Origin of the sequence: Burkholderia sp. 4NA327C6 (assembly GCF_005502655.1) — a bacterium.
GTDB classification, from domain to species: domain Bacteria; phylum Pseudomonadota; class Gammaproteobacteria; order Burkholderiales; family Burkholderiaceae; genus Burkholderia; species Burkholderia contaminans.
Genome location: NZ_SCNZ01000007.1, coordinates 121,271 through 142,930 on the forward strand (window position 1 = coordinate 121,271; position 21,660 = coordinate 142,930).

The window sequence follows — 21,660 nt, forward strand, 5'->3', positions numbered from 1 at the left end:
TCGGGCCCGGTCACCCCTGTCCTGCGTCAAGGTGCCGCATAGGTCACGCGGTAGATCGCACCCGCGTAGTCGTCGCTGACGAGCAGCGAGCCGTCCGGCAGCGGTAGCACGTCGGCGGGGCGTCCCCACACCGTGCCGTCGGGGCGCAGCCAGCCCGTGACGAACGGGGTCTGGCGTGCCTGGCTGCCGTCCGCCGAGACGACGACGCGCATCACGCGGTAGCCGACCTTCGTGCTGCGATTCCACGAGCCGTGTTCGGCGATGAAGACGTTATTGCGATATGACGCCGGAAACATCGACCCTGAATAGAAGCGCATGCCGAGTGCTGCGACGTGTGCGCCGAGTTTCAATACGGGCGGCACATAGCGGCGGCATACGTCGGCGCCACCGTATTCGGGGTCGGGCGTGTCGCCGCCATGGCAATACGGGAAGCCGAAGTCGAGGCCGGCGCGCGGTGCGCGGTTCAGCTTGTCGTCGGGCACGTCGTCACCCATCATGTCGCGCCCGTTGTCGGTAAACCAGAGCTCGCCCGAATCGGGGTGCCATGCGAAGCCGACCGTATTGCGTACGCCGCGGGCGACAACCTCGCTCCCGCTGCCGTCCGCCTTCATGCGTGCGATGATCGCGTAGCGGCTGCGATCGGCGAGGCAGACGTTGCACGGTGCGCCGGTCGGTACATATAGCTTGCCGTCGGGGCCGAACGCGATGAATTTCCAGCCGTGATGGTGTTCGGTCGGCAGCGCGTCGGTGACGACGACGGGTGCGGGCGGTGTGGCGAGCCGATCGTCGATGTGATCGAGGCGCAGGATGCGTGAGACGGCGGATATATAGAGTGCGCCGTCACGGTAGGCGACACCGACCGGCATGTCGAGCCCGGAAGCGATCACATGGCGCGCGCTGATCCGGCCCTCATGCATCACGAGCGCATGCACGCGGCCTTCCCGGGTGCCGACATACAGAATGCCGCGCGGCGACCACGCCATTTCGCGTGCGGTCGGTACCGCGTCGGCCAGCACTTCGACGTGGAAGCCGGGCGGCACGACCAGTTCACCCACCGGCAATGGCGCGGCAAACGCCGGTGCGGACACGAGGCAGGCAAGGCCGGCAAGCAGCGCCGCGAAACGGTGCCGCGCGCGGCGCATCGAAGCGGCGCGAAGGGGCGACATGGCGGTGTGGAACGTCCCGGACACGACGATTGTATGCCCGGCGGACAGGCCGCCTCCCGATTTTTTACGCGTAAGTGTTTGTTGTACCTCTGGTTTCCGGCTATAATCGCGTGTTTCAGTAGTTTCGAACCCGGTTTTCCCGAAGGACATCATATGGTTATCATCCGTCTGGCTCGTGGCGGCTCGAAGAAGCGCCCGTTCTACAACATCGTTGCTACCGATTCGCGCAACCGTCGTGACGGCCGCTTCATCGAGCGCGTCGGCTTCTACAACCCGGTCGCTACGAAGGGCGAATCGCTGCGTATCGCTCAGGATCGCCTGACGTACTGGCAAGGTGTTGGCGCGCAACTGTCGCCGACCGTCCAGCGTCTCGTGAAGGAAGCGCAAAAGGCGCAACCGGCTGCCTAACATGGCACGGTGTGCCGGTCGTGCCGGCTGTGAGGTGAATTAATGGCGGGTCACGATTCCGGTAATGCAAGGCGCGGGCGTGCGTCGTTTGGCGCATTCGTCCGCAAGCCGGTCGAACGCGACGCTGTCGCGAACGCCGGTCAGGCTGCCGAGCAGGGCAGTCTCGAAGTGGCGCAAGCCTGGCCCGACGATGCCGTCGAGGTCGGAGCGGTGGTCGACGCCTATGGCCTGAAGGGTTGGGTCAAGGTGGCGACGCATGCCGACGCCGGCCGCGGCGGCGATGCGCTGCTCAAGGCGCGCCACTGGTGGCTGGAACGCGGTGCGGAGCGGCTTTCCGTCCGCATCATGCAGTCGAAGGCGCACAGCGACACCGTCGTTGCGCAACCCGCGGGCGTCAGCGACCGCGATGCCGCGTACGCTATGCGCGGCTTTCGCGTGTTCGTGCGCCGGGAAGATTTCCCGGCATTGGCCGCGGACGAATTCTATTGGGTCGACCTGATCGGTCTCGACGTCGTCAACGAGCAATCGGTGGCACTCGGGAAGGTGAGCGGGATGATCGACAATGGCGTGCATTCGATCATGCGTGTCGAGTATCCGGCGACCGGCAAAGACGGTCAGCCGACCACCGACGAGCGGTTGATTCCGTTCGTCGGCGTATACGTCAAAACGGTGGATCAGGCGGCGCGTCGCATCGTCGTCGACTGGGAAGCCGATTACTGAAATGAACCAGGTTACCGAGAGCGCGGTGCAGTTCGACGTCGTCACGCTCTTTCCCGAGATGTTCCGTGCACTGACCGACTGGGGGATCACCAGCCGGGCCGTCAAGCAAGGGCGCTTCGGGCTGCGCACCTGGAACCCGCGTGATTTCACGACGGACAACTACCGCACGGTCGACGATCGTCCGTACGGCGGCGGTCCGGGCATGGTGATGCTGGCCAGGCCGCTCGAAGCCGCGATCGATGCCGCGAAAGTGGCGCAGGCGGAGCAGGGCATCGCGAGCACGCGTGTCGTGATGATGTCGCCGCAGGGCGCGCCGCTCACGCATGATCGTGCGGTGCGGATGGCGCAGGAACCCGGTGTCGTCGTGCTGTGCGGCCGCTATGAAGCGATCGACCAGCGCCTGCTCGATCGTTGCGTCGACGAGGAAATCAGCCTCGGCGATTTCGTCCTGTCCGGCGGAGAATTGCCGGCGATGGCGATGATGGATGCCGTCGTGCGGTTGCTGCCCGGTGTGCTGAACGATTCGCTGTCGGCGGTACAGGACAGTTTCGCTGACGGCCTGCTCGATTGTCCGCACTACACGCGCCCCGAGGAATACGACGGTGTGCGCGTGCCGGACGTGCTGCTCGGCGGGCATCATGCCGAGATCGAGAAGTGGCGGCGGCAGGAAGCATTGAGGAATACGTTGCGGAAGCGGCCGGACCTGATCGTCCGGGCGCGCCGCGAAAAGTTGTTGAGCCGCGCCGACGAGGCGTGGCTTGCGAACCTCGCACGCGAAGCGAAGGACGCCTCCTGAGGCGGCTGCGCGAGCGGGAATTGGCGGTGCCGTGCATGCGTGTGCGGCGCCTGATGTGAATCCATCCTCTATCGGGGCCAGGCCTGGAAGCAGGCGGGTGTGAACGCCGACACGATGGCATAAGGAGTCAGTAATGAATCTGATCGCAAAACTTGAGCAGGAAGAAATCGAGCGCGCGCTCGCCGGCAAGACGATCCCCGAATTCGCCCCGGGCGACACGGTGATCGTGAACGTGAACGTGGTTGAAGGTAACCGCAAGCGCGTTCAGGCTTACGAAGGCGTCGTGATCGCGATTCGCAACCGTGGCCTGAACTCGAACTTCATCGTCCGCAAGATCTCGTCGGGCGAAGGCGTCGAGCGTACGTTCCAGACGTACTCGCCGCTGCTGGCAAGCATCGTCGTGAAGCGCCGCGGTGATGTGCGTCGTGCGAAGCTGTACTACCTGCGCGAGCGTTCGGGCAAGTCGGCTCGTATCAAGGAAAAGCTGGTGTCGAAGGATCGCGCCGCAGCAGCTTCCCAAGAGTAAGAGCTGTAAGGAAAAAGCACCCAACCGGGTGCTTTTTTCATTCTGGCGCGACAATATGCTCGATACGACACGAACCCGAGAGCCCCATTGAATCGCCGCCCCATCATCGATCCCGAAGTCCTGCCGGTCGAAGGCACCGGCGCCGGCCTGCCGGCCATCGATTCCCGCCTGATGACACCGTCCGGCCTGCGCGACCGTTTCGCGCGCACGCTCGAATGGAGCGTCGAGCCCGGCGAGGCGAGGTTGCAGGAGGGCGTCGATCCACGCAGCGCGGCCGTCCTCGTGCCGCTCGTCGTCCGCGAGTCCGGTCTCACCATGCTGCTGACCCAGCGCGCCGACCACCTGAACGACCACGCCGGACAGATCAGCTTTCCCGGCGGTCGTCGCGAACCGTTCGATCGCGATGCAACCGCAACCGCGTTGCGCGAGGCGAAGGAAGAGATCGGCCTGGCAGACGAGCGTGTCGAGATCCTCGGCGCGCTGCCCGACTACCTGACCGGTACGGGCTTTTGCGTGACACCGGTGGTCGGCCTCGTGCATCCGCCGTTCACCGTGCAGGCCGACACGTTCGAAGTGGCCGAGATTTTCGAGGTCCCGCTCGCGTTCCTGATGGATCCCGCGAACCATCAGGTCCGTGTGTTCCGCTGGGAAGGCGGCGAGCGTCGTTTTTTTGCGATGCCCTATCCGAATGGCGAACCAGGCGGGCATTACTTCATCTGGGGCGCAACTGCCGGCATGTTGCGCAATCTGTACCGCTTCTTGGCCGCCGGCTAGGCGTGCACGGCTGTCGGCGTGTGGGGCCGGCTGGCGGGCGACTGCACCGGCAGCCATCCGGTGCTTACGCTGTGCTATCGTTATGCAAAAAATGACATAACTCCGAAGACGGCGCCACGCATGACTTTCTTCTCGGTTCTCCTCGCTCTCATCATCGAACAGGTCCGCGCGTTGTCGCCGAACAATCCGGTGTTCGCACTGTTCCAGTTTCATGCGGAAACTGTCGCGCATGGTCTCGACGCGGGCAAGCAGAAGCACGGTATCCTCGCGTGGCTCGCGGTCGTGCTGCCGTGGGTGCTGATCGTCGCGCTGATCTATTTCCTGCTGTACAAGGTGAGCTTCGTGCTCGCCTTCATCTGGAACGTCGTCGTCGTGTATTTCACGCTCGGCTTCCGCCAGTTCAGCCACTACTTCACCGACATTCACCTCGCGCTCAACAACGACGACGTGCCGCGTGCACGCGAAATCCTGCGCGAGTGGACGGGCATCGACACGGTCGACATGCCGGTCGGCGAAATCGTCCGCCATACGCTGATTCACGCCGTCGTCGCATCGCATCGCCACGTGTTCGGCGTGTTCTTCTGGTATGTGTTGCCGCTCGGGCCTGCCGGCGCCGTGCTGTACCGGATTTCCGAATACCTCGCGCGAAGCTGGTCGACGCCCGGCGACGACCGCACGGCGGCCTTCTCGACGTTCGCGCAGCGCGCGTTCTTCGTGATCGACTGGATTCCCGCGCGATTGACCGCGCTCGGCTTCGCGATCGTCGGCAATTTCGAGGACGCGATCTACGCGTGGCGCAACCACACGCGCCAGTGGCCTGATCCGAACGATGGCGTCCTGCTGGCCGCCGGCAGCGGCGCGCTCGGCGCACGCCTCGCGGGGCCGCTTGCGGAACCGTCGAGCCTCGATGCGCTGGCAGTCGGCGACAGTGGTCCGCTGACGGTCGGTGACGATTGCACGCCGCGTACGCTGCAATCCGCGGTGGGCCTCGTCTGGCGTGCGGTGATCCTGTGGATGATTCTGCTGCTGATGCTGACGCTCGCCGTCTGGGTGTCGTGACGGGGCGGTGCGGTACCCGATGAAAGGCAGAAGGCCGGCTCGAAGCCGGCCTTTTTGCTGTGGGTCAGTCGTCCAGCGGATCGCGCACGGCGCCGCATTGCCAGCACGCGGTGAACTGGGCCTCGAGCGCCTCGCCGCACTGCCGGCAGCGCCACGCTGCGGCGCCGGCCGACGGGCCGTGCGACGCGGCATCGAGAAGCCGGCGCGCGAGCGCGTCGTCGCGTTCATCGTCGAGCCACAGTTCGGGTGTGCACGCGTCCGCGGGCAGGCCGCCGAGCGCGCCGGTCGCGTAACAGTTATGCAGCTCGCAACCGATGCCGGCCACCTGAAGCACGTTGGCCCAATGCTGCGCCGTCGCGAGATCGGGTGCCTTGAAACGCATCACGGCTCCTGTCGGTGAACGCCGGCCCGCATGGGACCGGCTGGCCGCCGCGCGCGTGCGGCGCGGTCAGCGGACGATCTGGCTCGCCTCGTGCACGAGCTGCGCATACAGCGCATGCCGTGACGGTGCGATGCGGCCGTCAGCGACGGCGTCGAGAATCGCGCAGCCGGGTTCGTGCAGATGATGGCAATTATAGAAACGGCAGTCGGCCAGCAGCGGCCGGAACTCCGGAAAGGCGCGCTCGAGACGGCCTTCCGTCAGGTGGTAGAGGCCGAATTCCTGGAAGCCCGGCGAATCGATCAGCGCGCCGCCGCCCGCCAATGGGTAGAGGCGCGTGAACGTCGTCGTGTGACGGCCGCTGTTGAGCGCGGCCGAAATCTCGCGCGTGGCGGCTTCGGCATCGGGAACGAGCAGGTTCACGAGCGTCGACTTGCCCATCCCGGACTGGCCGAGCAGGATCGTCGAATGCCCGGCGAGGTGTGGCATCAGTTGTGCGCGTGCGTCGTCGGGCGAGCCCTTCACCGACAGCTCGAGCACGTCGTAGCCGAGGGCGCGGTAGGGCGCGAGGCGCTCGCGCGCGACCGGCAGCGCGGCTTCGACGTCGATCTTGTTCAGCACGACGAGCGGCTTCAGCTCGTTCGCCTCGGCGGCGATCAGCGCGCGGCCGAGCAGGTCCTCGCTGAAGTAGGGCTCGGTCGCGAGCACGATCAGCAATTGATCGAGGTTGGCCGCGAACAGCTTCGACTTGAACTGGTCGGAGCGGTACAGCAGGTTGCGCCGTTCGCCGATCTCGACGATGACGCCCTGGTCGGCCGACGCGAGTTCGTACGCGACACGGTCGCCGACCGCGATATCGCTCTTCTTGCCGCGCGGGAAGCACTGCAGCATCGGGCCGCCGTCGTCTGGCGCGACGATGTAGTGGCGCCCGTGCGCCGCGATCACGCGGCCTTCGGCACGTTGCGCGCCCGACGCGCGCGGGGCCGGCTTGCGGGCGGTCGGCCGGCTCATGCGTGCTGCATCAGGCGGTCGATCCGCTGCGACGCAGGCGGATGCGAGTAGTAGAAGGCCGTGTAGACGGGGTCGGGCGTCAGCGTCGACGCGTTGTCCTCATAGAGCTTCACGAGCGCGCTGACGAGATCCTGCGCGTCGGTCTGGCTGGCCGCGAATGCGTCGGCCTCGAACTCGTGCTTGCGCGACGTGAGGCTGCCGAACGGCGTTGCGAAGAACAGGAACACGGGAATCGCGAGGAAGAACAGCACGAGCGCGGCACCCGCGTTGCTCGTGTCGAGCGACGGCGTGACGCCGAGCCCCGTATAGAACCACGTGCGTTGCGCGAGCCAACCGAGCAGCGCAAGCAGCACGAGGCTCAGCACGAACGACACGAGCATCCGCTTCATCACGTGGCGGCGCTTGAAGTGGCCGAGTTCGTGCGCGAGCACGGCTTCGATTTCCTCGCCGGACAGGCGCGCGAGCAGCGTGTCGAAGAACACGATCCGCTTCGACGCGCCGAAGCCCGTGAAGTACGCGTTGCCGTGCGCGGAGCGGCGGCTGCCGTCCATCACGAAGAGTCCCTTCGCCGCAAAGCCGCAGCGCTTCATCAGCGACTCGATGCGCGCGCGCAGCGCGTCGTCCTTCAAGGGCTCGAACTTGTTGAAGATCGGTGCGATGAAGGTCGGGTAGATCAGCAGGACGAGCATCTGGAACGCGACCCAGACGATCCAGGTCCACAGCCACCACAGGCTGCCGGCCTGGTTCATCAGCCACAGCACGACGAACAGCAGCGGCAGGCCGAGCGCGGCGCCGAGCAGCGAATTTTTCAGCATGTCGGTGAAGAACAGCCGCTTCGTCATCCGGTTGAACCCGAACCGCTGTTCGATCCCGAACTGACGGTAATACTCGAACGGGACGTCGATGACGCTCGTGATCACGAGCACGGCGGCGACGAGCGCGACCTGCTGCCCGTAGCCGCGGCCGATCCAGCCGGTCAGCAGCGTGTCGAGCGCGCCGACGCCGCCGAGCAGCGTAAGGCCGACCAGCACGGCCGCGCTGACGACGATCTCGAGCATCGTCAGCCGGGTGCGCTCGACCGTATAGTCGGCCGCGCGCTGGTGGGCGGTCAGCGGGATGGTTGCGCTGAACTGCGCGGGGACGCCGTTGCGGTGCGCCGCAACGAAGCGGATCTGCCGCGACGCGAGCCACAGCTTGGTGACGACCATCGCGAGCACGGCGAGCGCGAACAGCAGAGTGAACGAAAAGGGTGACATCGAAGGCGCCAAAGGGTTCTATGCGAGAATTATATGTTCTTGCGGACCGGCCCCGCTGATGCGATGCCGGCCGCCCGGGCGGCGCCGCGCGCCGTCCGCCATTTTCCAGGATGACTCATGACCGATACCGCCGCTTCCGCCAGCCAGCCCGCGCTCGTGCGCAACGAGTTGAACCTCGTCTGGCTCGACATGGAGATGACGGGCCTCGACCCGGATAACGACCGCATCATCGAGATCGCGGTCGTCGTGACCAATTCCACGCTCGACATCGCCGTCGAAGGCCCCGTGTTCGCGATCCACCAGAGCGACGAAACGCTCGCAAAGATGGACGACTGGAACAAGTCGACGCACGGCCGCTCGGGCCTGATCGACCGCGTGCGCGCGTCGACCGTGACCGAGGCGGAAGCCGCCGAGCAATTGCAGGCCTTTCTCGCGCAGTACGTGTCGCCCGGCAAGTCGCCGATGTGCGGCAACTCGATCTGCCAGGACCGTCGCTTCATGGCGCGCTGGATGCCCGAATTCGAGCGGTTCTTCCACTACCGCAACCTCGACGTCAGCACGCTCAAGGAGTTGTGCCGACGCTGGCAGCCCGCGATCTACAAGGGCTTCCAGAAGCGGGCGATGCACACGGCGCTCGCGGACATCCACGAGTCGATCGACGAACTGAAGTACTACCGCGAGCATTTCCTGATTCCGGCCGCGTCGGCTTCGGCGGGCGAGTCCGCGCCGGCCGCCTGAGCGGGCCGGCATGCGCTTAGCGCGGTGAGCGCTGAGCGCTTTTCGGCCGGAACGCCGCGACCACCGCGGCGTCGGTCTCGATGTAAGGGCCGCCGATCAGGTCGATGCAGTAGGGCACCGCGGCGAAGATGCCGGGCACGGTCGACTTGCCGTCGGCATCGCGCAGCCCTTCGAGCGTTTCCCGGATCGACTTCGGCTGGCCAGGCAGGTTGATGATCAGCGCCGCGTGGTCGGCCGTCTCGCGGATCACCGCGACCTGCCGCGACAGGATCGCGGTCGGCACGAAATTCAGGCTGATCTGCCGCATCTGTTCGCCGAATCCCGGCATTTCCTTCGTCGCCGCGGCCAGCGTGGCCTCGGGCGTCACGTCACGGCGCGCCGGGCCCGTACCGCCGGTCGTCAGCACGAGGTCGCACCCCGCGACGTCGACGAGTTCGGCGAGCGTGGCGGAGATCGTCGGCGCGTCGTCCTGGATCAGGCGCGTTTCGGCGCGCCACGGCGACACCAGCGCGCCGGCGAGCCACTCCTGCAGGGCCGGAATGCCCTTGTCTTCGTAGACCCCCGTGCTCGCGCGGTCGCTGATCGACACGAGGCCGACGACGAGCTCGTCCGGGTGGTTACGCTTCGTCGTCGTCATGGTCGTCTCCGGCGTCGTCCGCCGCTTCTTCGTCCGCATGGGACGTGCCGCCGGCGGTCTTGATCCACTGGAACAGCTCGCGGAAATAGCGCGGCGGCTTGCCTTGCTGCGCTTCCTTGCGTGCGTTGCGGATCAGCGTGCGGCCTTCCTGGATATCGGCTTCCGGGTGCTGGCGCAGGAATTCGGTCAGCGCGTCGTCGCTCGCGAGCAACTGTTCGCGGGTGCGTTCGATCCAGTGCAGGCGGGCCGTCGCGGCCTTGTTCACGCCGCGCTGCGCGTCGAGCGCGGTGCGCAGCGCGGCCGTCTCGTCGTCGGTCAGCGATCGCATCACGCGGCCGACGTACTGGAGCTGGCGGCGCTTGCCTTCGTGATCGGTGATCCGGCGCGCCTCGCGCACGGCATCGCCGAGGCTTTCGGGCATCGGCATGCGTTTCAGCGCGTCTTTTGGCAGATCGACGAGTGCCTGGCCGAGCACCTGCAACTCGTGCATCTCGCGCTTCAACTGGGATTTGCTGGGGCGATCGTAGCCATTGTCGTCGTCTTCGGCGGCATGCTCGATCGGCTGGATTCGGGTTTTGCGTGTCATGGACGGCATTGTATCGCGCCGCGGACACCCCAAGCTTGTCGGTGTCCGGCCCCGGACCTTGCTATGATCGCGGGATACGTAACATTTTGAACATGCGGGCGCCCGCCCGCCACCGGATATCAAGACGATGGCAGCCAATCTCGACGTACAAGCGCGCTATTTCCCGCACACGCAGGACCAGCTCAAAGAAATCGCCTCGGACATCCTTCGCCATGCGAAGGCGCTCGGCGCGACGGACGCCGCGACCGAAATCTCCGAGGGCGACGGCCTGTCGGTGTCGGTGCGCCGCGGCGAAGTCGAAACGATCGAGCACAACCGCGACAAGATGGTCGGTGTGACCGTGTTCATCGGCAAGAAGCGCGGCAACGCGAGCACGTCGGATTTCTCGCCGGGCGCGATCAAGGATACCGTCGCCGCCGCGTACAACATCGCGCGCTTCACGGCCGAGGACGAGGCGGCCGGCCTGGCCGAAGCCGAGCTTCTCGAAACCGATCCGCGTGACCTCGACCTCTACCACCCGTGGGCGCTGTCGGCCGACGAGGCCGTCGAGCTCGCCCGCCGCGCGGAAGACGCCGCATTCGCGGTCAGCCCGCAGATCCGCAACTCGGAAGGCGCGAGCGTGTCGGCCCAGCATTCGCAGTTCGTGCTGGCCACGTCGCGCGGCTTCCTGTCCGGCTACCCGTACTCGCGTCATTACATCGCATGCGCACCGATCGCGGGCAGCGGCCGTCACATGCAGCGCGACGACTGGTATTCGTCGAAACGCAGCGCGATCGATCTCGCGGCACCCGAAGCGGTGGGCCGCTACGCGGCCGAGCGTGCGCTCGCTCGGATGGGCGCACGCCGCCTCGATACCCGCAAGGTGCCGGTGCTGTTCGAGGCACCGCTCGCGGCCGGCCTGCTCGGCGCGTTCGTGCAGGCGGTGAGCGGCGGTGCGTTGTACCGCAAGACGTCGTTTCTCGTCGACAGCCTCGGCAAACCGGTGTTCGCGCCGCACATCCAGGTCGTCGAGGATCCGCACGTGCCGCGCGCGATGGGCAGCGCGCCGTTCGACGAGGAAGGCGTGCGCACGCGTGCGCGCAGCGTCGTCAAGGATGGCGTCGTCGAAGGCTACTTCCTGTCGACCTATTCGGCGCGCAAGCTCGGCACGCAGACCACCGGCAACGCGGGCGGCTCGCACAACCTCGCGCTGCGCAGCTCGAACACGCAGGCGGGCGACGATTTCGACGCGATGCTGAAGAAGCTCGGCACGGGCCTGTTGCTGACCGAGCTGATGGGGCAGGGCGTGAACTACGTGACGGGCGACTATTCGCGCGGTGCGGCGGGCTTCTGGGTCGAGAACGGCGTGATCCAGTATCCGGTCGAGGAAATCACCGTCGCGAGCACGCTGCAGGAAATGTTCCGGCATATCGTCGCGATCGGTGCCGATTCGATCGTGCGCGGCACGAAGGAAACGGGCTCGGTGCTGATCGAGCAGATGACGATCGCCGGGCAGTAAGCGGCGTACGGCATCGGCCGCCATCAAACGAAAAAGCCCGACCGGCGCGAGCCGGTCGGGCTTTTTTCGTGGTGCGCGACGCGTCAGCCGCGCTTGCGCTCGTACACGACGAATGCATAGCCGAACGTATTCGGCGCGGCTGCCTGATGCGCATCGCGCGACACTTCCTGCCACTGCGCGGCGTCGGGTGCCGGGAACGACGCATCGCCGTCGAAGTCGGCATCGATCTCGGTGACGACCAGCTTGTCGGCGAGTGCGAGACCTTCCGTGTAGAGCTGCGCGCCACCGATCAGGAACGCCTCGGGCACGCCGTCGCGCGCGGCGAGCGTCAGCGCATCGCCGAGCGACGTGACCGTGTCGCAGCCGTCGAAGCGACGCGTCGCGTCACGTGTGACCACGATATTGCGGCGGCCCGGCAGCGGCCGGCCGATCGACTCGTGGGTCTTGCGGCCCATCACGATCGGTGCGCCCATCGTCGTGCGCTTGAAGAAGGCCAGATCCTCGGGAAGTTTCCAGGGCAACTGGTTGTCGCGGCCGATGATGCCGTTGCGGGCACGCGCGACGATCAGGGTCAACGTCGTCATGAAGGTCGGGGGAAAGAAGAACCGGAATGGCGTCGATTTTACCGGAACGGCGGCACGCGCCGGTTCCGCGCGCATCCGCCTTGCTGAACTGCGCGCCGCGACGCTCGAGGCAATGCGTCGCGGCGACGGAATGAATAAAAAGAGTGCCCGCCGGGGGACGGAGCACAAAAACCGTTCCGTGTTGCGAACGCAACGATGCCGGCTTCTGGCCGATGCTGTCGGGCTCGTTCAAATCAATATGTCATCCTGATTAAATGGATGGAATCGTGCGTCACTGACGGGTACTGCCGTGCGTGGTGCCTTCCATCGCGTGCTGCACGTCGCCCGGCTGCGGCGCCGGAAGCGGCTTCGGCAATTGAGGCGGTGGCGGGATCTCGTCCCACAGCGTCACGGACGTCTTGCCGGCCGGCAGCGGTTGCGGTGACGACACGGTCACGATGCCGAACCCGTTGCCGTGCTGCATGCTCGGCGCGTTTGCCGCAAGCAGCATGGCGCGATCCGGATTCATGCTTTCGTCTGCGCGTGCAGGGGGGCCGGCGGCCGCGACCGCAATGGTCATCGGCACGAAAGAAAGCAAAAGATGTTTTCGCATGGTCACTGTCTCCGACGGGTTCCCTGTTCAGCGAAATGCATGCCATCGCGCCGGGACCGTTGTCGAGACTGCGATTCGTGCTCAGGCGTTGCGAATTGCGTCGGAAAACGGCTGAAAATGTTTCAGGCCTGAAACGAGGGGGCTCGGGAATACTGCGGATTCAATCGGTACGCTTCAAGGATGAAAATCGTTGCAAGTGCCAATGACAGAGCGTATCGCCGCGCCGGGGCTATGTGCAGACGATTGACATGCGTCGACCTCCTGAGCGATAAGGCCGCATCGCCCACCGCGCTGAAATCGGATTGTCGTATTCAGTGCCTATAACTAAGCTGTCTTGATCAAAATAACTGGACGCGAGATAAGCGCCATCATGCGAGGCTTTGTTGTCGCCGCGCATCGGCATGGCGAATCGAGCCGCCTTCGGCTGACCCGATTCGATCCTTTTCGCACGTGACCTGACGTGCACGGCAATCGTTAGACGGTTGATGAACGGGGTGAGCATATGGGCGCCGATCAGCGGCACGTGATCTACTATTCGCGCGAACCGAACGACGCGTTGCGCGGCCATTTCGACGAATGCGGTTGGCGTGTCGATCTCGCGGAGACCGTGCGAGACGTACGGCGCGTCGTGCAGCATGGTGTCGCAACGGCAGGGCTGCTCGATTTTTCGCCGGGTTTCAAGCCCTCCGACCTGCGCGAACTCGAATCCTGTCTGAGCATTCAGCACATCGGGTGGATCGCGGCGACGCGCCGCGGCCAGTTGCAGGACGTTACGCTGCGCCATCTCATTCGCGACTACTGCTTCGACTATGTGACGATGCCGTACGAGACGGCGCGGATCGTCGAGACCGTCGGCCATGCGCACGGGATGATCGCGCTGACCGAAACCGTTGCGCCGCCCGTCGGCGCCGGACGCAGCGAAGGCGAAATGGTCGGGACCTGCGATGCGATGCTCGGGCTCTTCAGGGCGATACGCCGCGTCGCGGCGACCGACGCGCCGGTGTTCATCTCCGGCGAATCGGGAACGGGCAAGGAACTGACGGCGGTCGCGATTCACGAACGGTCGTCGCGCGCACAGGCGCCTTTCATCGCGATCAATTGCGGTGCGATTCCGTCGACGCTGCTGCAGGCCGAACTGTTCGGCTATGAGCGCGGCGCGTTCACCGGCGCGAACCAGCGCAAGATCGGCCGCGTCGAGGCGGCCAACGGCGGCACGCTGTTTCTCGACGAGATCGGCGACTTGCCGCTCGAAAGCCAGGCGAGCCTGCTGCGCTTCCTGCAGGAAGGCAAGATCGAGCGGTTGGGTGCTCATGTGTCGGTGCCCGTCGACGTGCGCGTGATCTGCGCGACGCACGTGGACATGGAAGCGGCGCTGCGCGAGGGGCGGTTCCGCGAGGACCTGTTCCATCGCCTGTGCGTGCTGAAGATCGAGGAGCCGCCGCTGCGCGCGCGCGGCAAGGACATCGAGGTGCTCGCGCGCCACATGCTCGAACGTTTCAAGGGCGACGCGCATCGTCGGCTGCGCGGCTTCTCCCCTGACGCGGTCGCGTCGCTGTACGGCTATTCGTGGCCGGGCAACGTGCGCGAGCTGATCAATCGCGTGCGCCGGGCGATCGTCATGTCGGAGGGCCGGCTGATCACCGCGGCCGATCTCGAGCTGAACGACTTCGCGACGCTCGCGCCCGTGTCGCTGCTGGAGGCACGCGAGGCGGCCGAACGGCAGGCGATCGAGCAGGCGCTGTTGCGTCATCGCGGCCGTTTCGCGGATGCCGCGCGCGAGCTCGGCGTGTCGCGCGTCACGCTCTACCGGCTGATGTGCGCACACGGCATGCGCGATCGCGGCGACACGCTGGCAGGGTTTTCGGCGCCGTTGCCGGAGCTTCCTCACCACGCTTGCTAAAATTGGCGGGTACGGCCGCCCTCGCGGCCGAAGGAACCCGCATGAAACAGTATCTCGATCTCGTCCGTACCATTCTCGATACCGGCACCTGGCAGGAGAACCGCACGGGGATCCGCACCATCAGCATGCCGGGCGCGATGCTGCGCTTCGACCTGCAGCAAGGCTTCCCGGCCGTGACGACCAAGAAGCTCGCATTCAAGTCCGCGATCGGCGAACTGGTCGGCTTCCTGCGCGCGACGCGCAGCGCGGCCGATTTCCGCGCGCTCGGCTGCAAGGTGTGGGACGCGAACGCGAACGAGAACGCGCAATGGCTCGCGAACCCGTATCGCCAGGGCGTCGACGATCTCGGTGACGTGTACGGCGTGCAATGGCGCCAGTGGCCGGGCTACAAGGTGCTCGACGCGGGCGCCGACGCGCAGATCGCCGATGCGACGCGCCGCGGCTTCCGGATCGTTACGCGTTTCGACGAAGACGGCGCGCCGAAGGTGCTGCTGTACAAGGCGATCGACCAGTTGCGCCAATGCCTGGACACGATCATGGAGAATCCGTCCGACCGCCGCATCCTGTTTCACGCGTGGAATCCGGCCGTGCTCGACCAGATCGCGCTGCCCGCGTGCCACTTGCTGTACCAGTTCCTGCCGAATGCGACGAAGCGCGAAATCTCGCTGTGCCTGTACATCCGCAGCAACGACGTCGGCCTGGGTACGCCGTTCAACCTGACGGAAGGGGCCGCACTGCTGGAACTCGTCGGCCGGCTGACGGGCTACACGCCGCGCTGGTTCACGTACTTCATCGGTGACGCGCACATCTACGAGAACCAGCTCGACATGCTGCAGCGCCAGCTCACGCGAGAGCCGTATGACAGCCCGCGGCTCGAGATTGCCGAGCGCGTGCCGGAATACGCGAAGACGGGCGTCTATGCGCCCGAGTGGCTGGAGCAGATCGAACCGTCCGATTTCTCGCTCGTCGGCTACCGCCACCACGAGCCGCTGACCGCGCCGATGGCGGTCTGATCGAGCAACCCGGGCCGCGCGGGAGCATCAATCCGCACCCGGTAGGAAAAAGGCCCGACCGGCTGATCCCGGTCGGGCCTTTTTGTTTCACGTTTGCGGCGCTTACTGGCGATGCCGCTCTTCGTGACCACCTTGCAGCGGGTTGCTCGGGTGGGGCGCCTCGACGTGCGGCGCCGGTTGCGGCCGCGGCTCCACGTGCGGTGCGGGCATCGACGGGCGCGGTTCCATGCGAGGCGCCGGCTGCGGTCGCGGCTCCACTCGCGGTGCAGGCTGCGGCCGCGGCTCCATGCGCGGCGCCTGCGGTTGCGGACGCGGCATGTCATGCACGGCGGGGGCCGGCGGACGGTACTCGTTCACACGGGGCGGCGCGACTTCGCGATGCGGCGCCGGTTGCGCGAATTCGGGGCGCGGTTGCGGCGCAGGGGCCGCCCGTTCCGGTTGGGATTGCCCATGCTGGGCCGGCGACTGGAAATCGGGGCGCGGACGCGGCTGCGGAACCTGCGCCGTGTTGTCGAGCCGCGGTTGCGGCAGTGCACGCGGCGCTTCGTTCCGGCCGCCGGGCTGCGCGCTCTGTGGAGTCGGCATGCCGTCCGGATGCGGGACGGCTGCGCTGCGCACCGGCGGCAGCGCATTCTGTCCTACGGCATGCAGCGCGGTCGGAGGAGCAGGGCGCTGACGTTCCATCGGCGTGTGCGGCTGCATCCACGCGGGCGACGGCGCTTCGGCTGCGCGCGCATTGCCGATCCCGGCCTGACTGTTGTTCGCTACCGGCGGATGCGGGACGCCGTTGCCGGGCCCGAATGCCTGATGCGGCACCGGGTTGCCGGGTGCCTGCGGCACGGCGCCGTTGGCGAAACGCGGTGCGTTGGGGTTTTCGCCGTTCGCCGGTCGCGCGACATTCGGCATGCCCGGCATCGGTGTGCCCGGCTGCCCGGCCTGTACGGCGGCCGGCTGGCCTTCGCGAGGCGCGCGAGCCGGTTGCACGACGGGGCCGTGCGGATTCACGAGCTGCACGTTGCGCATCGCCCATGCGCCGCCGTCCGGCTTGCCCGCAACGCGGACCGGGCGAGCCGTATAGTCGGCAGGCACGTTCGTCTTCACGACAGGTGCGCCGGCACCCGGTACGCGCCCGCCCTGCTGCGCGAGGTGGGCCGCCGCGTGGTCGCGATATGCGGCCGGCACGGCGGGATTGCGTGTCGCGACGAACGGGTGCTGGGCGATCGCTGCAGGCGGACGGTAGCTCGCATTGCGCAGGCCGCCCGTGAAGCTTTGGCGCACCGGTGCAATGCCCGGGGTCCCCGGAGTGACGTGCGCGTTGCGCCATTGTTGCGGATCGACGTGCTGCGAGAAGTGCGCGACCGGCTGGCCGTGCACGAACGCGGAGGCCGGTACGGCCGTGATCGCGTGCGGCGCGCGGAAGTTAACGTACGTCTTGTTGATGTTGGTGATATTGGTGATGTTCGTCACGTTCACGGTCTTGTTCACGTTGACGTTGTTCACCACGATGTTGCGGTTCACACGGTCGTAGTAGTGCGGGCTCCAGCCGCCCCAGCCCGGATGCCACGGTTCGCCCGGGCCGAGCGCGAACCACGCGCAGCCGGCCGCGGCGACACCGCCCACCGTGAGCGCGACGCTCCAGTCGGGGCCGCCGCCACCGCCCACGAACGCGACCAGTGCCGGCGCATAGACCGGCGGCTGGCTGACGACCAGCGGGCCCGGTACCCAGGCCCAGCTATCGTCCACGTACGCCCAGCGGCCATAGTGATATGGCGCGAAACCCCATGGGGCATCGTCGACCCACGTCCAGCCCCACGGTGCCTGCCAGATCCAGTGGCCGTCGTGATACGGCGCCCAGTCGGCCGGCGTGTCGTTCGGCACCCATACCTGACCGTAGTTCGGGGTTTCGCGCCATGTGCCGTTCGCGTCGAGATCCTGGTAGCCGGGGATGTCGCGGGACACATAGCGGGCCGATACCGAGCGCTCCTCGGCCGCGTCGCGGCTGGCGGCCCACTGGTCGAGCGGATCGGGGCCCGGGGCGGCGGATTGCTGCGCGACCTGCAGGTCGGTGCCGGTGAACACGACCTGCTGCCCGGGCGACAGCGGGTACTGGCCGTTGCTGCCGTAGACGGTCGCACTGCCGCTGCGCACCGTGACCGTCGTGCTCGCACCGTTCGGCGCGACGTCGACGCGATAGTCGCCGGGGCCCGTGATGCCGAGCGCGAGATTAGGCGTGTCGATTTCGTACGATCCGCCGGCCGGCAGATCGCGCACGTGCGTCGATACGGTGCCGAGCCCCACTTTCAGCTGGGTCGTCGTGTCATCGAGGTTCAGCACCGACAGGCTCGTCGATTCACCGAGCCGCACCGCGGTCGAGCCGATGTGCAGTTCCGAGCGCGCACCGGCATCGTTCCAGAGCTGGTCGCCGGTCGTCAGCGGCCGGTTCACGGCGGCATACGACCACGTATCGGTGCCGGCCGGTTCGGTCGTCACGGCACCCGACAGGTAATTGAGCCGCGCGACACGGCTGGGTGGATCGCCGCCCGCTTGCTGTGCCGCGGCCGCATAGGGCGGCGCGCCGGCCGATTGTGCGAATGCGGGGGGCAGTGCCGCAAGCGCGACGAACGCGACCAGCGTGCAGCGGGCGGTTCGCTTGAGCGTGAACAGGGTGGCCATGGTGAGCGTCTTCGTCATTATCGCGGCGCGTCGATTCGTGCCGCTGAGTTCACAATATCCGTTCGGCCTGTTTCAATGCTCGGTGTTTTGTAAGTCGAATGGCACGCGATGTAACAAAACCTGTCGATCGCGCGCCGTTGTCGTGCAGACGCAATCCAGGCGTCAAGCGGACGTAAGCCACCCGTCGAAAACCTGCTGTCCGGGCACGGTGACGCGCAGCACGCGCGGCCGCGCGGCGCGCTCAATCCAGCCGTGCGCGCAGAAGCTCTCGAGCAGCGCCGCACCGAGTGCGCCGCCGAGGTGCGAGCGCCGTTCGCTCCAGTCGAGGCAGCCGCATGCGAAGCGGCGCCGGCGCGTGCGCTGCTGCGCGACGTCGATGCCCCATTGCGCGAGGGCCTGGGTGCCGAGCTCGGTGGTCTCGATCGCATCGCCGTCGGCAAGCAGCCAGCCTCGCGCGGTGAGCCCGTCGAAGATGCGCACCGCAAGTTCGCCGGCCATGTGGTCGTAGCAGGTGCGCGCATAGCGCAATTCGGCCGGGACCGTGCGGGACGGCGCCGGAACCGGGCGATGCGGCGCGGCTGCGCGGGCGACGTTCGCGAGCGCCTCGAGCGATGCCGCGATGTCGGCCGATGCGATCCGGTAGTAGCGGTGCCGGCCGCGCACGTCGAGCGCGAGCAGGCCACCCTCGGTCAAGCGCGCGAGATGGGCGCTTGCAGCGGACGGCGACAGCCCCGCGATCATCGTCAGCTCGCCTGCCGGTCGCGCGCTGCCGTCCATCAGCACCCATAGCATCGCGGCGCGCCCGGGGTCGGCGATCAGCGAGCCGATGCGGCTCAGGCCCGGAAAGTGGTGGTCGTCTTGGTCGGTCATCGTCGTGTCTCGTCAGGCGGGATGATCTTCAGTGTAGTGGGCGCGCGCATTCGATGTTTCGCTTGTGGTTGAAATGTCGGATGCAGTGGCGCGGGCATCGTCGAGGCGGCGGAACCGGGCTGCGGCAGCTTGCGGCGCGCGCGTAGAATGGCCGAAAGCGGCCGCAGCGGGCGGCCGCACGTGATATGACGCAACGATGAAGACGATTTTCTGTTTGCTGGCGGCCGCGCTCGTCTGCGCGGCCTGTGCGCAGGGCGGTGCGGGCGCGGCCGGCGAGCGCGGCGGCAGCATCGAGATGTACGGAACGATCGACCAGGGCATTACGGTGCGCCGCTGAGCGGTGCGGCCGTGCGCGCGCCGGGCCAATCCCCGCCAGCCGCGCCACACGGGGCGCTCCGCGACGCGTTGCCGCAGTGCAACGTATAATGGCCCGATTACAGCGCCCCTGCCGCCTGGAGCCAACAAGATGTCCCAACCGTCCCCCGTACCGGCCGCGCTCGACCGCACCGAAACCGTATTCCGCTTCCTCGCCGAGCCGTCGTCCGTGAACTTCGGCGGCAAGGTGCATGGCGGTGCGCTGATGAAGTGGATCGACGAGGTGGCCTATGCGTGCGCGGCCGTCTGGTCGAGCCGCTATTGCGTGACGGTCAGCGTCGGCAACATCCGTTTCCAGCGTCCGATCATGGTCGGCAATCTGGTCGAGCTGAAGGCGCGCGTCGTCGCGACGGGCCGCACCAGCATGCACATCCACGTGTCCGTGCATGCCGGCGATCCGAAGGGCGGCATGCTGCGCCAGACGACCGATTGCCTCGTCGTGTTCGTCGCAGTCGACGAGAACGGGAACCCGGTGCCGGTGCCGCCGTTCGTGCCCGAGACCGACGAGCAGAAGGTGCTCGCGAAATATGCGGCCGACGTGCGGGCCGCGCTCGACAAGATCGTCGAGATGAAACCGGAAGAGGTCGCGAAGGGCGCGGTCTGACCGCTGCGGGCGCCGCGCCCGTCATCCTGCCTCTTCCTGCCGTTACTGCGATCCGATCATCTGCTCGGGACGTACCCACGCATCGAATTCCGCCTCGGTCAGGTAGCCGAGCGCGAGCGCGGCCGCCTTCAGCGTCGTGCCTTCCTTGTGCGCCTTCTTCGCGATCTGCGCCGACTTGTCGTAGCCGATGTGCGGATTGAGCGCCGTCACCAGCATCAGCGATTCGTTCAGCAGCAGGTCGATCCGCGAGCGGTTCGGCTCGATGCCCACCGCGCAGTGATCGTTGAAGCTCTGCGCGCCGTCGGCGAGCAGCCGTACCGACTGCAGCACGTTGTGCGCGATCATCGGCCGGAACACGTTCAGCTCGAAATTGCCGCTCGCGCCGCCGACGTTGACCGCGACGTCGTTGCCGAACACCTGGCAGCACAGCATCGTCACGGCTTCGGACTGCGTCGGGTTCACCTTGCCCGGCATGATCGAGCTGCCCGGCTCGTTCTCCGGAATCGACAGTTCGCCGAGCCCGCAGCGCGGCCCGCTCGCGAGCCAGCGGACGTCGTTCGCGATCTTCATCAGGCTGGCGGCAACCGTCTTCAGTGCGCCGTGCGCGAATACCAGCGCGTCGGCCGCGGCCATCACCTCGAACTTGCTCGGCGCCGTCACGAACGGCAGCTTCGCGAGCCGGCCGATTTCATCGGCGACGCGCACCGCGAACTCCGGATGCGCGTTCAGCCCGGTGCCGACCGCCGTGCCGCCGAGCGCGAGTTCATACAGGTGCGGCAGCGCCGATTCGACGTGACGGATGCCCTGGTCGAGCTGCGCGACGTAACCGGAAAACTCCTGGCCGAGCGTGAGCGGCGTCGCGTCCTGCAGGTGCGTGCGGCCGATCTTCACGATGTCGGCGAACGCCTTCGACTTCGCATCGAGCGTCGTGCGCAGCGTGCGCAGCGCCGGCAGCAGGTGGTTGACGATCGCGTAAGCGGCCGCGACGTGCATGGCAGTCGGGAAGACGTCGTTCGACGACTGGCCGCGGTTCACGTCGTCGTTCGGATGAACCTTGCGCGCTTCGCCGCGCTCGCCGCCCATCAGTTCGCTCGCGCGATTCGCGATCACCTCGTTGAGGTTCATGTTGGTCTGCGTGCCGGAACCCGTCTGCCACACGGCGAGCGGGAATTCGCGCGGATGCTTGCCGGCGATGATCTCGTCGGCCGCGTCGATGATCGCGCGCGCCTTGTCGTCGGCCAGCACGCCGAGCGACTGGTTCACGGCCGCCGCGGCGCGCTTGACGATCGCGAGCGCGTGGATCAGCTCGGGCGACTGCTTCTCGGTAGAGATCCGGAAATTCTGCAGCGAGCGCTCGGTCTGCGCGCCCCAGAGCCGGTCGGCCGGCACGGCGATTTCGCCGAACGTATCGCGTTCCATCCGAACTGCTTCGTTCATGATCCACTCCTCCAGGAAAGGGGAAAGGCCGCGCGCGGCCGCGCGGCATCAGACGTAA

General features: G+C 66.8%; 24 protein-coding genes. 13 read left to right on the forward strand and 11 right to left on the reverse strand.

Annotated features, from left to right (window positions below; genetic code table 11):
* Positions 1–26 precede the first annotated feature (26 nt).
* The gene (locus FFS49_RS09900) at positions 27–1,166 is read right to left on the reverse strand and encodes a sorbosone dehydrogenase family protein (RefSeq protein WP_105817528.1); all 1,140 of its coding nucleotides are present in this window, start codon (positions 1,164–1,166) and stop codon (positions 27–29) included.
* Between the two features lie 153 nt (positions 1,167–1,319).
* Here FFS49_RS09900 and rpsP point away from each other — a divergent pair, with 153 nt between their 5' ends.
* The 6 genes from rpsP (at position 1,320) to FFS49_RS09930 (ending at position 5,449) form a co-directional block, all read left to right on the forward strand.
* On the forward strand, positions 1,320–1,574 hold the full coding sequence (gene rpsP / locus FFS49_RS09905) for a 30S ribosomal protein S16 (protein WP_006476550.1): 255 nt from the start codon (positions 1,320–1,322) through the stop codon (positions 1,572–1,574).
* 42 nt (positions 1,575–1,616) lie between these two features.
* Positions 1,617–2,294, forward strand: coding sequence for a ribosome maturation factor RimM (gene rimM, locus FFS49_RS09910; RefSeq protein ID WP_039370961.1), 678 nt, complete (start codon positions 1,617–1,619; stop codon positions 2,292–2,294).
* A gap of 1 nt (position 2,295) precedes the next feature.
* Positions 2,296–3,090, forward strand: coding sequence for a tRNA (guanosine(37)-N1)-methyltransferase TrmD (gene trmD / locus FFS49_RS09915; protein WP_105817527.1), 795 nt, complete (start codon positions 2,296–2,298; stop codon positions 3,088–3,090).
* Positions 3,091–3,223: 133 nt separating this feature from the next.
* Positions 3,224–3,616: a 50S ribosomal protein L19 gene (gene rplS / locus FFS49_RS09920; protein ID WP_006753174.1), complete on the forward strand. Its 393-nt coding sequence runs from the start codon at positions 3,224–3,226 to the stop codon at positions 3,614–3,616.
* Positions 3,617–3,703: 87 nt separating this feature from the next.
* Complete coding sequence (locus tag FFS49_RS09925) at positions 3,704–4,390, forward strand: CoA pyrophosphatase (RefSeq protein ID WP_039370957.1); 687 nt, start codon at positions 3,704–3,706, stop codon at positions 4,388–4,390.
* 120 nt (positions 4,391–4,510) lie between these two features.
* Complete coding sequence (locus FFS49_RS09930) at positions 4,511–5,449, forward strand: CobD/CbiB family protein (RefSeq protein ID WP_039370953.1); 939 nt, start codon at positions 4,511–4,513, stop codon at positions 5,447–5,449.
* A 64-nt stretch (positions 5,450–5,513) separates the two neighbouring features.
* On the opposite strand, the gene FFS49_RS09935 is transcribed toward FFS49_RS09930, so the two are convergent.
* The 3 genes from FFS49_RS09935 to FFS49_RS09945 form a co-directional block, all read right to left on the reverse strand.
* Positions 5,514–5,831, reverse strand: a complete 318-nt coding sequence (locus FFS49_RS09935; RefSeq protein ID WP_039370951.1) for a hypothetical protein — start codon at positions 5,829–5,831, stop codon at positions 5,514–5,516.
* A gap of 66 nt (positions 5,832–5,897) precedes the next feature.
* Positions 5,898–6,839 (reverse strand): ribosome small subunit-dependent GTPase A, encoded by a 942-nt coding sequence (gene rsgA / locus FFS49_RS09940; RefSeq protein WP_105817526.1) that lies wholly within the window; start codon positions 6,837–6,839, stop codon positions 5,898–5,900.
* Entirely contained in the window at positions 6,836–8,095 is a 1,260-nt protein-coding gene (locus FFS49_RS09945; RefSeq protein ID WP_046545211.1) for a M48 family metallopeptidase, read from the reverse strand. The genes rsgA and FFS49_RS09945 overlap by 4 nt, the downstream gene beginning before the upstream one ends.
* A gap of 117 nt (positions 8,096–8,212) precedes the next feature.
* Between FFS49_RS09945 and orn the strand changes: the two genes are divergently transcribed.
* Entirely contained in the window at positions 8,213–8,833 is a 621-nt protein-coding gene (gene orn, locus FFS49_RS09950; protein WP_046545212.1) for an oligoribonuclease, read from the forward strand.
* A 16-nt stretch (positions 8,834–8,849) separates the two neighbouring features.
* Here orn and mog read toward each other — a convergent pair whose 3' ends face one another.
* Entirely contained in the window at positions 8,850–9,470 is a 621-nt protein-coding gene (mog, locus tag FFS49_RS09955; protein ID WP_105817525.1) for a molybdopterin adenylyltransferase, read from the reverse strand.
* On the reverse strand, positions 9,451–10,056 hold the full coding sequence (yjgA, locus tag FFS49_RS09960) for a ribosome biogenesis factor YjgA (protein WP_275424764.1): 606 nt from the start codon (positions 10,054–10,056) through the stop codon (positions 9,451–9,453). The genes mog and yjgA overlap by 20 nt, the downstream gene beginning before the upstream one ends.
* 127 nt (positions 10,057–10,183) lie before the next feature.
* Here yjgA and pmbA point away from each other — a divergent pair, with 127 nt between their 5' ends.
* Positions 10,184–11,554 (forward strand): metalloprotease PmbA, encoded by a 1,371-nt coding sequence (gene pmbA, locus FFS49_RS09965; RefSeq protein WP_039370934.1) that lies wholly within the window; start codon positions 10,184–10,186, stop codon positions 11,552–11,554.
* Positions 11,555–11,637: 83 nt separating this feature from the next.
* Here the strand turns inward: pmbA and FFS49_RS09970 are convergent, their stop codons facing one another.
* A complete protein-coding gene (locus FFS49_RS09970; RefSeq protein WP_039370977.1) occupies positions 11,638–12,138 on the reverse strand; it encodes a dihydrofolate reductase in 501 nt (166 codons plus the stop codon).
* Here FFS49_RS09970 and FFS49_RS09975 point away from each other — a divergent pair.
* On the forward strand, positions 12,137–12,388 hold the full coding sequence (locus tag FFS49_RS09975) for a hypothetical protein (RefSeq protein ID WP_137909826.1): 252 nt from the start codon (positions 12,137–12,139) through the stop codon (positions 12,386–12,388). The genes FFS49_RS09970 and FFS49_RS09975 overlap by 2 nt on opposite strands.
* A gap of 21 nt (positions 12,389–12,409) precedes the next feature.
* Here the strand turns inward: FFS49_RS09975 and FFS49_RS09980 are convergent, their stop codons facing one another.
* Positions 12,410–12,730, reverse strand: a complete 321-nt coding sequence (locus FFS49_RS09980; RefSeq protein WP_105817524.1) for a hypothetical protein — start codon at positions 12,728–12,730, stop codon at positions 12,410–12,412.
* Positions 12,731–13,232: 502 nt separating this feature from the next.
* Here FFS49_RS09980 and FFS49_RS09990 point away from each other — a divergent pair.
* Both FFS49_RS09990 and FFS49_RS09995 read left to right on the forward strand, forming a co-directional pair.
* The gene (locus FFS49_RS09990) at positions 13,233–14,630 is read left to right on the forward strand and encodes a sigma-54 dependent transcriptional regulator (RefSeq protein WP_105817522.1); all 1,398 of its coding nucleotides are present in this window, start codon (positions 13,233–13,235) and stop codon (positions 14,628–14,630) included.
* 41 nt (positions 14,631–14,671) lie between these two features.
* Positions 14,672–15,643, forward strand: coding sequence for a thymidylate synthase (locus tag FFS49_RS09995; protein WP_039370925.1), 972 nt, complete (start codon positions 14,672–14,674; stop codon positions 15,641–15,643).
* Between the two features lie 102 nt (positions 15,644–15,745).
* On the opposite strand, the gene FFS49_RS10000 is transcribed toward FFS49_RS09995, so the two are convergent.
* Together FFS49_RS10000 and FFS49_RS10005 are read right to left on the reverse strand one after the other, a co-directional pair.
* Entirely contained in the window at positions 15,746–18,316 is a 2,571-nt protein-coding gene (locus FFS49_RS10000; protein WP_105817580.1) for a DUF6600 domain-containing protein, read from the reverse strand.
* 162 nt (positions 18,317–18,478) lie between these two features.
* Positions 18,479–19,186 (reverse strand): helix-turn-helix transcriptional regulator, encoded by a 708-nt coding sequence (locus FFS49_RS10005; protein WP_046545220.1) that lies wholly within the window; start codon positions 19,184–19,186, stop codon positions 18,479–18,481.
* 196 nt (positions 19,187–19,382) lie between these two features.
* Between FFS49_RS10005 and FFS49_RS41950 the strand changes: the two genes are divergently transcribed.
* Together FFS49_RS41950 and FFS49_RS10015 are read left to right on the forward strand one after the other, a co-directional pair.
* The gene (locus tag FFS49_RS41950; protein WP_163008963.1) at positions 19,383–19,523 is read left to right on the forward strand and encodes a hypothetical protein; all 141 of its coding nucleotides are present in this window, start codon (positions 19,383–19,385) and stop codon (positions 19,521–19,523) included.
* A gap of 129 nt (positions 19,524–19,652) precedes the next feature.
* Positions 19,653–20,165 carry an acyl-CoA thioesterase gene (locus tag FFS49_RS10015; protein WP_039370920.1) on the forward strand — a complete coding sequence of 171 codons (513 nt, stop codon included), beginning with the start codon at positions 19,653–19,655 and terminating at the stop codon, positions 20,163–20,165.
* A 42-nt stretch (positions 20,166–20,207) separates the two neighbouring features.
* Here FFS49_RS10015 and fumC read toward each other — a convergent pair whose 3' ends face one another.
* Entirely contained in the window at positions 20,208–21,602 is a 1,395-nt protein-coding gene (fumC, locus tag FFS49_RS10020) for a class II fumarate hydratase (protein ID WP_071334137.1), read from the reverse strand.
* Positions 21,603–21,660: the final 58 nt, after the last annotated feature.